The following is an 11487-nucleotide window of genomic DNA, read 5'->3' on the forward strand; positions in this document are numbered from 1 at the left end:
GGCTAATCAATAGCGCGTCAATAGGCGGTGATGAGGCGGGGTACCCGCTCGGATAAAGCAAAAGCCGAGAGTGATGCTCCCGGCTTCATTTCTCTCAATCGAATGTCTGGCTATTCCGCCGCAATTCTGAAAGCCGGGCTGGTCTTGCCTTCGGCTGGCAGCGCGGTCGCTACATGGCCCGCCACCATCTCCGCCGTCGCCGTCGAAAGCGTCCAGCCCAGATGTCCATGGCCGGTGTTGTAGAAGACGCGTGGATGCTTGCCCGGTCCGACGCGCGGCATCATGTCCGGCATCATCGGACGCAGGCCCGCCCAGGGCACCACGCTCGACGTGTTCATGTCGGGGAAAAGCTCGGTGCTCCAATCGATGAGCGGCTTGATGCGGTCGTAGCGGATGTCGCGGTTCTCGCCGTTGTATTCAGCGGTTCCGGCAACGCGCAGGCGGCCGGCGCCGAGGCGGCTCGTCACGATCTTGGCGTCATCATCGAGCAGGCTCACCCAGGGCGCGGCTTGCTGGCTCTGCGTGTCATTGAGATTGATGGTGATCGAATAGCCCTTCACCGGGTAGATATTGACCCGGTCGCCGAGCTGCGCGGCGAATTTGCGGCTGGCGACGCCAGCGCAGACGATCAGCCCGTCAAAGCGCGTCTTCTCGGTCTTCACATCGTCGCCCTTGCGGGTGATCTCGGCCCACTCGACGGTGACGCCGTCAGCGGCATGGGACAGCTGGCGCACATCCGCATCGCAGATGATGGTGACGCCGCGCTTCAGGCAGGCATCGGCCAGGCCGCGGGTGAATTTGTGGATATCGCCGGTAGAGTCCGATGGGGTGAAGAAACCGCCATAGAGCGGGCCGGTCAGGGCCGGCTCGATATTGCGGATTTCCGCAGCCGAAACCGGATTGCGCTCCAGGCCGCCCGCCTCAAGCAGTTTGTTGACGCGCGCCGCGTGGTCATAGCCCTTGGCAGTGCGGTAGATATGCAGAATGCCCCGCCGCTCCAGGTCGAAATCGATGCCTTCCGCCTTCGCGATCTCGAACATATGCTTGCGCGCTTCGATGGCGAGCCGGGTGGTGGCGATGGTGTTCTTCTCATAATTCGGGATGTTCGCGACGAACTCCGCCATCCAGGAATATTTATGCCAGGAGGGCATGGGGTTCATCAGCAGCGGCGCATCTTTGCGGAACATCCATTTGATGCCCTTCTTGACCGTCGCCCAGCTGTTCCACACCTCTGCGTTTGACGCCGAAAGCTGGCCGCCATTGGCAAAGGAGGTCTCCATCGCCGCATAGCGGTTGCGATCGAAGACGGTCACCTCATAGCCTTGGCGTACGAGGGCATAAGCAGTCGTAATGCCGGTGATTCCGGCTCCGATAACGGCAATGCGGGTCATTTTAAGGTCCTTGCGACACCCGGTTTCTGCCTTGCCGCCCATTTCGGGCAGCGACGAAACCCCATCTGTCACTGAACCTGAGAGCTTTGGCCGGGGCCGGAGACCAGATGTTTGCCACCTGTGTTCCAGTCCGCGCTCCATCGGACCGATCAAAGGTCCGCCGGATGGCTTTTCTCCTTCGGTGGACGTCTCGCTTTTAACAGGCGGACGCCTCTCTCCAGATGTTCACAACCATTCTGGTCCTTTTGCCTGAGAGTTTCCGGGGCGGTTGCTCCGTCGGCGCCGGATTTTACCGGTCTCTCCCAGATGGTCTTATCGAACCCCTCTATCATATCGCAGCCGCGTATGCCGTACAACTCTTTTGCTGCAGCGCGATTTTCGCTAGAGGTGATACTTAAGTTGGAAAAGGAGACTGTTCATGAAACCGGTTTTTCTGCAATTGCAGTGCGCGCCCGGCAAGACCTATGAGGTCGCGGACGCGCTCTTCGAGCGTGAGATCGTTTCCGAGCTTTATTCCACCAGCGGGGAATTCGACCTCCTGATGAAAATCTATATCGAGGAGGATCAGGACATCGGTAAGTTCATCAACCAGAACATTCTGAATATACCGGGAATCGTCCGTTCCTTGACGACGCTCACATTCACCGCATTCTAATTCTTGTTACTCTCCCCTTGCGGCTATAACTTAATGAAAAGTCATGGGAGCGGTGCGATGCTGGACAGGCCAGACAAAGAAGCATTCGGCGAAGCTGCGACCTTTTCGCCTGAGGAGCGCGCCGCGCTCTATAAGGCCATCTACACGCGCCGGGACGTGCGCGACGAGTTTTTGCCCGATCCCATTCCTGATGATGTGGTGAGACGGCTGCTCGACGCGGCGCATCATGCGCCCTCCGTCGGCTTCATGCAGCCATGGAACTTCATCGTCATCCGCGATGAGAGCCGTCGCGCCCATATCCATTCGCTGTTCACCAAGGCGAATGAGGAAGCGGCGGGGATGTTTCCGCGCGAGAAGCAGACTCTCTACCGCTCCTTGAAGCTCGAAGGCATCCGCAAGGCACCGGTCAATCTCTGCATCACCTGCGACCGCACGCGCGGCGGCAAGGTGGTGCTGGGCCGCACCCATAACCCGCAGATGGACCTCTATAGCACCGTCTGCGCGGTGCAGAATTTATGGCTCGCCGCGCGGGCGGAAGGAATCGGCGTCGGCTGGGTCAGCATCATCGATGACGCCGCCCTGCATGAGGCGCTCTCCATCCCCGCGCATGTCGAGATCATCGCATATCTCTGCCTGGGCTATGTCGATCATCTCTATCAGCGCCCCGAGCTGGAGGTGAAAGGCTGGCGCAACCGCCTGCCGCTCGAGGAGCTGATCTTCGAGGAAACATGGCAACCGGAATGAAAGGAATCCGCCTGTAGGTTCGGCTTCTCACCGCAAGGAGCCAATGGGGCGGAATGGACGCGCGCAGGCACACGAGACAGGACAACCGCATCGACTTCGCCTCGATTCTGGCCGAGGTGGAGCGCCAGCCTGCCGCTGCATCCGCAAACCCGCGTCCGTTTTCCTTCGATTTTCTCGATGCGCTCACCCATCTTGCTCCGGCCAGCGAGGGTTATCGGCAACCGAATTTTCTTCTCGAAGCCGATGAAAACGCTTCCCAGCCGGAACCTGAATCGCCGCTTCCCAGCATCGATCCCGATGAGATTGCCCGTGAATTGCGGCTCTCGCCGGGAATGTCACCCGCTGAACTGACCCGTGTGCGGCGGCGTTTTGCGGCGATGAACCACCCAGACCGGGTTGCCGCCGCCTTGCGTGAGCGGGCTTCGGACCGCATGAAGATCGCCAATGCGCTTATCGACAGGGCGCTTGAGGGTGCCCCCTCACGCGAAATTTAATTTCGTCATTCATCTGATTTTTTGCTTTATATTGCATATATGCTAGGAGAGGTCCGAGAGGGGGCGATTTTACGCGTTGCGCGATGCTGCCCTCTATGAGAGGACAAATCTAAAGAATTTCCGGCAAGGATTGCACAGGATGCCCGCTTATCGTTCACGTACCACCACCCATGGCCGTAATATGGCCGGCGCGCGCGGCCTTTGGCGCGCCACCGGCATGAAGGATTCCGATTTCGGCAAGCCGATCATCGCGGTGGTGAACTCGTTCACGCAGTTCGTGCCGGGCCATGTGCATCTGAAGGATCTGGGCCAGCTCGTCGCCCGCGAGATCGAGAGCGCCGGCGGCGTCGCCAAGGAGTTCAACACCATTGCGGTCGATGACGGCATCGCCATGGGCCATGACGGCATGCTCTATTCGCTGCCATCGCGCGAGATCATTGCCGATTCGGTTGAATACATGGTCAATGCGCATTGCGCCGACGCCATGGTCTGCATTTCCAATTGCGACAAGATCACGCCGGGCATGCTGATGGCGGCGCTGAGGCTCAACATCCCCGTGGTCTTCGTCTCGGGCGGCCCGATGGAGGCCGGCAAGGTCGTCTGGGACGACCAGGTGAAGAAGCTCGACCTCGTCGATGCGATGATCGCCGCCGCCGACGATCACTATACCGATGAGCAGGTCAAGGTGATCGAGCGCTCGGCCTGCCCCACCTGCGGCTCCTGCTCCGGCATGTTCACCGCCAACTCCATGAACTGCCTGACCGAGGCGCTGGGCCTGTCGCTGCCCGGCAATGGCTCGACGCTTGCCACCCATGCCGACCGCAAGCGCCTCTTCGTCGAGGCGGGGCATCTGATCGTCGATCTCGCCCGCCGCTATTACGAGCAGGACGACGAAAGCGTGCTGCCGCGTTCCATCGCTACTTTCGCCGCCTTTGAAAACGCCATGACGCTCGACATCGCCATGGGCGGCTCCACCAACACCGTGCTGCATCTCCTCGCCGCCGCCCATGAGGGCGAGGTCGATTTCACCATGTCTGACATCGACCGCCTGTCGCGCCGCGTCCCCGTGCTCTGCAAGGTCGCGCCCGCCGTCGCCAATGTCCACATGGAGGATGTCCACCACGCCGGCGGCATCATGGGCATTCTCGGCGAGCTCAACCGTGCCGGGCTGCTGGACACCTCCGTCGGCTCCGTCCATGCAAAGACGCTTGGCGACGCGCTCGACCGCTGGGACGTGAAGCGCACCCAGAACCAGATGGTCCATGATTTCTACCGCGCCGCCCCCGGCGGTGTGCCGACGCAAGTGGCTTTCAGCCAGGACCGCCGTTTCGACAGCGTCGATCTCGACCGCGAAAAGGGCGTCATCCGCGATTTGGAGCATGCTTATTCGAAAGATGGTGGCCTCGCCGTGCTCTATGGCAATCTAGCCGAGGATGGCTGCATCGTGAAGACGGCGGGCGTCGACGATTCAATCCTGAAGTTCTCCGGTCCCGCCCGGATTTTCGAAAGCCAGGATTCGGCGGTTCTCGGCATCCTCAACGGCAAGATCGTGCCGGGTGATATCGTCCTCATCCGCTATGAAGGCCCGCGCGGCGGCCCCGGCATGCAGGAAATGCTCTACCCGACGAGCTATCTGAAATCCAAAGGCCTCGGCAAAGCCTGCGCCCTCATCACCGACGGCCGCTTCTCCGGCGGCTCCTCCGGCCTCTCCATCGGCCACGTCTCGCCGGAAGCGGCGGAAGGCGGCACGATCGGCCTTGTCGAGGAAGGCGATATCATCGAGATCGACATCCCCAACCGTAAGATCCACCTCGCCGTTGACGACGCCGAACTCGCCCGCCGCCGCGAGGCGATGGAGGCCAAGGGCGACAAGGCGTGGAAGCCCGCCGAAGAGCGCAAGCGCAAGGTGACGACGGCGCTGCGCGCTTATGCGGCGATGGCGACGAGTGCCGCGAAGGGGGCGGTGCGGCAGGTGCCTTAACCTGCCAGCGCCTTCTCGATAACCGGCATCAGTTCGTCGCGGATCGATGCCGGATCGAACGGCCCGACATGCTTGTAAACGATCTTCCCATCCCGCCCGACGAGGAAGGTTTCCGGCACGCCATAGACGCCCCAGTCAATGGCGGCGCGGCCTGTCGTGTCCGTCCCCACCGCTGAAAACGGGTTGCCGAGCTGAGTCAGGAAACTGCGGGCGTTTTCCGGCTTGTCCTTGTAATTGAGGCCGACGAGGCGGATGCGGTTGTCTTTTGCCAGTGCCATGAGGAGCGGATGCTCGACACGGCAGGGCACGCACCAGGACGCCCAGACATTCACCAGCGTTACTTGACCGGCGAAGGATGCGGGATCGAGGCCCGCCAGCGGCTTGCCATCCTTTGCGAGGCCTTCCAGCGGCGGCAGCGTCATGTCAGGTGCGGGCTTGCCGATCAGGACGGAAGGGATGACGCTTTCGTCCTTTCCCGACAGAAGCTGCACGGTAAACACCGCCGCCAGCGCCAGAAAGATGGCGAGCGGCAGCAGCGCCAGCAGGATGCGGCGGCGCGGGGCTGGGGATGCCGCGCTGTCGCTCATGGCTCCACCGCCTTCTGCGAGCGCCGGCGGATGCCTTGCGCTTCCAGCCGTTTCAATTCCGAGCGCTGCGAGCGCTGGTCGATGAGCAGCCACGCGACGAGGCCGAGAAGCACCGCCAGCGAAATGCCATAGGAGAGGAGGACAAAGGCGAGATGGCTCATGCGGCTGCGGCCTCGTTCCGGTCGGCCTTGCGCGCCGCCATCCGCCGCATGGCGATGACGCGCCTGCGCCAGATTTCATTGCGCATCGCCATCATGTGCAGCGTGAAGAAGAGGAGCGTGAAGCCCGCCGCCATCACCATCAGCGGCCAGAGCAGCGTCGGATCGATGGTCGAGCCGCCGGCGCGGAACACCGAGGCGGGCTGGTGCAGCGTGTTCCACCAATCGACGGAGAATTTGATGATGGGAATGTTGATGAAGCCGACAAGCGTCAGCACCGCCGCCGCCCGCGCCGATTTCGCCGGGTCGTCCAGCGCGCGCGAGAGCGCGATGATGCCGAGATACATCAGGAACAGCACGAAGACGGAGGTGAGCCGCGCGTCCCACACCCACCATGTCCCCCACATCGGCTTGCCCCAGAGCGAGCCTGTCATGAGCGCCAGCGCCGTGAACGCCGCGCCGATGGGCGCCGCCGCCTTGGCCGAGACATCGGCGAGCGGATGCCGCCACACCAGCGTGCCGAGGCTCGAGGCTGCCATCAGTGTGTAGCACATCATGGAAAGCCAGGCGAACGGCACATGGATGAACATGATCTTGACGGTCATGCCTTGCTGGTAATCGTCGGGGGCATTGACCGACATATAAAGCCCGATCGCCAGCACCAGCGCGGAGAGCCCTGCCAGCCACGGCAGGAGCGTTCCCGCCAGCGACAGGAAGCGCGTGGGGTTGGCAAGGTCGAGCAGTCTCAAGGGCTGGCTAGCGGTGTCTGACATGGCCAATTACATAACCCTACCGGGCAATTCCGGCAATTGACTTGTATTAAAACCATTCCAAATCTCGTCAGTCCGTCGAGAGTTTCAATGCCGCAGCCGCAGCCACCGGGCCGATCACCGCGAAGACCAGCGTAATTGCCGAGAGGATGAGGAAAGGCGCGAGAAATGGCGCACCCTCGGTCGTCGCGCCATAGGCGGCGGAAACGCCGAAAATCAGCACCGGAACCGTGAGCGGGAGCACGATCACGGAGACAAGCAGTCCGCCGCGCGGCAGCGACACCGCCAGCGCCGCCCCCACCGCGCCGATAAGCGTGATGGCCGGGGTGCCGACAAGCAGGGTTAGAGCGGTCGCGCCGATGGCCTCGGGCGCCATGTTCATGAACAGGCCGAGCAGTGGCGCGGCGATGACGAGCGGCAGAACGGTCGCAGTCCAGTGCGCCAGGCATTTGACGAGCACGGTGACGCCAAGCATATGCCGATCAGCCGCCATGACGAGGAGATCGAGCGAGCCGTCCTCCCGGTCCGCCTGGAACAGCCGGTCAAGCCCCAGCAGGGCGGCAAGCAGTGCCCCGACCCAGAGCATCGCCGGACCGATGCGGGAGAGAAGGTTGAGATCCGGTCCGACGCCGAATGGCACGACGGTTATGACGGCGAGAAAGAACAGGACGCCCACCAGCGCCCCGCCGCCCGCGCGCAAAGCCAACCGGAAATCGCGGAAGAAAAGGGCGGTCATTGGATGCTTCCTCGTGCGCGATGACGAGTCTTTGTTTCAGCGGAATTGCGAGGCGCCCCCCTCTGTCCTGCCGGACATCTCCCCCGCGAGGGGGGAGATTGGCTGGCATCGATGACGGCGCTCAATTTGCGACAGCGGCGATTGGCGAAAGTGGAAATGAGAGCGTAATCTCTCCCCTTGCGGGGGAGATGTCCGGCAGGACAGAGGGGGGCGCTGTCCCGCCGAGATGTCCATCCAATAATGAACGCTTGACTGCCGGAGGATATGAAAGCGCCGCTCATCCCCATCCCCCCATCCTCAACTCCCGCGCTCCCTCCAGCCCCAGCGGCAAATGCGTCGCGGCAACGATAATGCCCCCTTGCTCCAAATGCCCCCGCATGAGCCCCGCAAACCGTCCTTCCGAAATCTTGTCCAGCCCCGCCGTAGGCTCGTCGAGCAGCCAGACCGGACGATAACTCACCAGCAGCTTGGCAATCGAAATGCGGCGCCTCTGCCCGGTCGAGAGATAGCCGAAGGGCAGATGGTCGGTGCCATCCAGTCCCACCGTCTCGAGCGCCGCGTCGATATCGAGCCGCGCTTCGCCGTGGAACGCCTGCCAAAAGGCGAGATTTTCGCGCACGCTCAGGGCATCCTTCATCGCATTCTTGTGCCCGAGATAATGACAGGCGGTTTGCAAATCAGGAAAGCCATCCGCACCCTCCAGCCGCACCTTGCCCGCAGCAGGCGCGAGCAGCCCGGCGATGATTCGCAGGAGCGTCGATTTTCCGGCACCGTTCGGCCCGGTCACGACAAGCGCGCTGCCCGCTTCGATCACAAAGTCGAGATCGGCGAAGATCGTCTCGCCGCTGCGCTCGGCGCTTAATTTCAGGGCTTCAAGCCGCATTTGCCCTCCGGATAAGCCAGATAATGGCCGGAAAATATGCCGCAACAATTCGCCGCAATCGCTGATTTCGCGCAATAACAGTCTGGAACAGTTTTAGGAAACTCTTTATATAGCGGCTACCATACCAGCGGTCGGTGTGGGAACCCATTTTTGGCCGATCTCAAATGTTCGCTTTTCGTGAGAAGCGGGCAGCGGGACGGACAGCGGAAATGACTGCACCCGCACCTTGAGCCGCGTCCTTGAAACGTGAGCATTAGGCGTTCGTCTCGTGGTTTCGGCCCACAGCATAAGGACGAATGTTCGTGTCACATATCGACAGCTTCAAATGCCGTAAAACCCTCACCGTGGGGGACAAGGAATATGTCTATTACAGTCTGACCGAGGCCGAAAAGAACGGTCTGGAAGGCATTTCCCGGCTTCCGTTTTCGATGAAGGTTCTGCTCGAGAACCTGCTGCGCTTCGAGGACGACCGCTCCGTCAAGAAGTCCGACATCGAGAACATCGCCAAATGGCTTTCCGACCGCGGCAAGGCCGGCGCGGAAATCGCCTATCGTCCGGCGCGCGTGCTGATGCAAGATTTTACCGGCGTGCCCGCCGTGGTCGACCTCGCCGCCATGCGTGATGCGATGGTGTCGCTGGGTGGCGATCCGGAGAAGATCAACCCGCTCGTTCCCGTCGATCTCGTCATCGACCATTCGGTCATCGTCGATGAGTTCGGCAACCCGCAGGCCTTCAAGCGCAATGTCGATCTCGAATATCAGCGCAATGGCGAGCGCTATCGCTTCCTGAAATGGGGCCAACAGGCGTTCCGCAATTTCCGCGTCGTGCCGCCCGGCACCGGCATCTGCCATCAGGTGAACCTTGAGTATCTCGCGCAGGCCGTCTGGACGAAGGAAGAGGGCGGCGTCACCGTCGCCTACCCCGACACCTGCGTCGGCACCGATTCGCACACGACCATGGTCAACGGCCTTGGCGTGCTCGGCTGGGGCGTCGGCGGCATCGAGGCCGAGGCGGCCATGCTTGGCCAGCCCGTCTCCATGCTTTTGCCTGAAGTCATCGGCTTCCGCCTGACCGGCAAGCTGAAAGAGGGCGTCACCGCCACCGACCTCGTGCTGACCGTCACGCAGATGCTGCGCAAGAAGGGCGTCGTCGGCAAGTTCGTCGAATTCTTCGGCGAAGGTCTCGATAATATGACGCTCGCCGACCGCGCCACCATCGGCAACATGGCGCCGGAATATGGCGCGACTTGCGGCTTCTTCCCGGTGGACGAGGAAACGCTCAACTACATGAATATGTCTGGCCGCGACGAAGAGCGCATCAAGCTCGTCGAAGCATATACGAAGGCGCAGGGCATGTGGCGCGAATCGGGCTCGCTCGATCCGGTTTTCACCGACACGCTGGAACTGGACCTCGGCGACGTCGTCCCCTCCATGGCCGGCCCGAAGCGGCCCGAAGGCCGCATCCCCCTGCCCGAGATCGCTTCCGGCTTCGCCAAGGCGCTGGAGACGGAATATAAGAAGACCACCGGCCAGACCACGCGCTATTCTGTCGAAGGCGAGGATTTCGATCTCGGCCATGGCGACATCGTCATCGCCGCCATCACCTCTTGCACCAACACCTCCAATCCGAGCGTGCTGATCGCCGCGGGTCTCCTCGCCCGCAATGCGGTCGCCAAGGGTTTGAAGACCAAGCCTTGGGTCAAGACCTCGCTTGCTCCCGGTTCGCAGGTCGTCGCCGCTTATCTCGAAAGCGCCGGGCTGCAGAAGGACCTCGACGCGCTGGGCTTCAACCTCGTCGGTTTCGGCTGCACCACCTGCATCGGCAATTCCGGCCCGCTGCCCGCGCCGATCTCCAAGACCATCAACGACAAGGGCCTGATCGCCGCCGCCGTCCTCTCCGGCAACCGCAATTTCGAAGGCCGCGTCTCGCCGGATGTGCAGGCGAACTACCTCGCCTCGCCGCCGCTGGTCGTCGCCCATGCGCTCGCCGGAACGGTGACCAAGGATCTGACCAAGGAGCCGCTCGGCGAAGACCAGAACGGCAACCCGGTGTTCCTGAAGGACATCTGGCCGTCCAGCCAGGAGATCCAGGACTTCATCGCCAAGAACGTCACCCGCAAGATTTTCACGGAAAAATATGCCGATGTCTTCAAGGGCGACGAGAACTGGCAGGCGGTGCAGGTCCCTGCGGGCCAGACCTATGCCTGGGACGACCAGTCGACCTATGTGCAGAATCCGCCTTACTTCGTCGGCATGGGCAAGGTGCCCGGCAAGATCGAGGATATCAAGGGCGCTCGCGTCCTCGGCCTCTTCGGTGACAAGATCACCACGGACCACATCTCACCCGCCGGTTCCATCAAGGCGCAGTCTCCGGCCGGTTCCTACCTCATGGAGCATGGCGTCGGCGTCGCCGACTTTAACCAGTACGGCACGCGGCGCGGCAATCATGAAGTCATGATGCGCGGCACCTTCGCCAATATCCGTATCCGCAACTGGATGCTGGGCGAGAACGGGCGCGAGGGCGGCTACACGATCCATTACCCCTCCAAGGAGGAAATGCCGATCTACGACGCCGCCATGAAGTACCGGGCCGAAGGCGTGCCGCTGGTGATCTTCGCCGGTATCGAGTACGGCAACGGCTCCTCGCGCGACTGGGCGGCCAAGGGCACCAATCTGCTCGGCGTCCGCGCGGTCATCGCCCAGTCCTTCGAGCGCATCCACCGCTCCAATCTGGTGGGCATGGGCGTCATCCCCTTCGTGCTGGATGAGGGCGTGAGCTGGCAGTCACTGGGTTTGAAGGGCGACGAGACGGTCGAGATCGACGGTCTCAACGCTATCAAGCCGCGCCAGAAGACGGTGGCCAAGGTCACCTATGCCGACGGTACGGTGAAGGAAGTGCCGATCTGGTGCCGCATCGATACGCTCGATGAGCTCGATTACATGAAGAATGGTGGCATCCTGCAATATGTGCTGCGTGATCTCGCGGCCTGATCGAACATTCCCAAAATAATAGAGCCGCCGGAGAAATCCGGCGGCTTATTTGTTTTTATCGGCTGGCGCCGGCGGCAAAGGAAGGCGCACTTTCCCAA

Annotated in this window: 11 protein-coding genes and 1 riboswitch; of the genes, 5 read left to right on the plus strand and 6 right to left on the minus strand. The window is 61.9% G+C overall.

The features are described 5' to 3' along the window. Window positions 1-110 precede the first annotated feature (110 nt). Window positions 111-1391, minus strand: a complete 1281-nt coding sequence (locus tag ACOWVG_RS04630) for a D-amino acid dehydrogenase (protein WP_420960339.1) — start codon at window positions 1389-1391, stop codon at window positions 111-113. A 227-nt stretch (window positions 1392-1618) separates the two neighbouring features. Further along, window positions 1619-1706: riboswitch (glycine riboswitch) on the minus strand. A gap of 103 nt (window positions 1707-1809) precedes the next feature. Here ACOWVG_RS04630 and ACOWVG_RS04635 point away from each other — a divergent pair. The 4 genes from ACOWVG_RS04635 to ilvD all read left to right on the plus strand — a co-directional run bounded on the left by ACOWVG_RS04635 (window position 1810) and on the right by ilvD (window position 5265). Then, complete coding sequence (locus ACOWVG_RS04635) at window positions 1810-2046, plus strand: Lrp/AsnC ligand binding domain-containing protein (protein WP_420960340.1); 237 nt, start codon at window positions 1810-1812, stop codon at window positions 2044-2046. Window positions 2047-2103: 57 nt separating this feature from the next. Beyond that, the gene (bluB, locus tag ACOWVG_RS04640; RefSeq protein WP_420960341.1) at window positions 2104-2790 is read left to right on the plus strand and encodes a 5,6-dimethylbenzimidazole synthase; all 687 of its coding nucleotides are present in this window, start codon (window positions 2104-2106) and stop codon (window positions 2788-2790) included. 53 nt (window positions 2791-2843) lie between these two features. Beyond that, window positions 2844-3284 carry a hypothetical protein gene (locus tag ACOWVG_RS04645; protein WP_420960342.1) on the plus strand — a complete coding sequence of 147 codons (441 nt, stop codon included), beginning with the start codon at window positions 2844-2846 and terminating at the stop codon, window positions 3282-3284. Between the two features lie 139 nt (window positions 3285-3423). Further along, window positions 3424-5265, plus strand: coding sequence for a dihydroxy-acid dehydratase (gene ilvD / locus ACOWVG_RS04650; protein ID WP_420960343.1), 1842 nt, complete (start codon window positions 3424-3426; stop codon window positions 5263-5265). Here ilvD and ACOWVG_RS04655 read toward each other — a convergent pair. The 5 genes from ACOWVG_RS04655 to ccmA form a co-directional block, all read right to left on the minus strand. Then, window positions 5262-5852: a DsbE family thiol:disulfide interchange protein gene (locus tag ACOWVG_RS04655; protein WP_420960344.1), complete on the minus strand. Its 591-nt coding sequence runs from the start codon at window positions 5850-5852 to the stop codon at window positions 5262-5264. The two genes, ilvD and ACOWVG_RS04655, sit on opposite strands and share 4 nt — an antisense overlap. Further along, window positions 5849-6013 (minus strand): heme exporter protein CcmD, encoded by a 165-nt coding sequence (ccmD, locus tag ACOWVG_RS04660; RefSeq protein WP_420960345.1) that lies wholly within the window; start codon window positions 6011-6013, stop codon window positions 5849-5851. The genes ACOWVG_RS04655 and ccmD overlap by 4 nt, the downstream gene beginning before the upstream one ends. Then, window positions 6010-6783, minus strand: a complete 774-nt coding sequence (locus ACOWVG_RS04665; RefSeq protein ID WP_420960346.1) for a heme ABC transporter permease — start codon at window positions 6781-6783, stop codon at window positions 6010-6012. The genes ccmD and ACOWVG_RS04665 overlap by 4 nt, the downstream gene beginning before the upstream one ends. A gap of 67 nt (window positions 6784-6850) precedes the next feature. After that, the gene (ccmB, locus tag ACOWVG_RS04670; RefSeq protein WP_420960347.1) at window positions 6851-7516 is read right to left on the minus strand and encodes a heme exporter protein CcmB; all 666 of its coding nucleotides are present in this window, start codon (window positions 7514-7516) and stop codon (window positions 6851-6853) included. Window positions 7517-7793: 277 nt separating this feature from the next. Further along, a complete protein-coding gene (gene ccmA / locus ACOWVG_RS04675; protein ID WP_420960348.1) occupies window positions 7794-8399 on the minus strand; it encodes a heme ABC exporter ATP-binding protein CcmA in 606 nt (201 codons plus the stop codon). A 302-nt stretch (window positions 8400-8701) separates the two neighbouring features. Here ccmA and acnA point away from each other — a divergent pair, with 302 nt between their 5' ends. Further along, a complete protein-coding gene (gene acnA / locus ACOWVG_RS04680) occupies window positions 8702-11389 on the plus strand; it encodes an aconitate hydratase AcnA (RefSeq protein ID WP_420960349.1) in 2688 nt (895 codons plus the stop codon). Window positions 11390-11487: the final 98 nt, after the last annotated feature.

This window comes from Brucella sp. IR073, from assembly GCF_049065735.1.
Taxonomy (GTDB): Bacteria; Pseudomonadota; Alphaproteobacteria; order Rhizobiales; family Rhizobiaceae; genus Paramesorhizobium.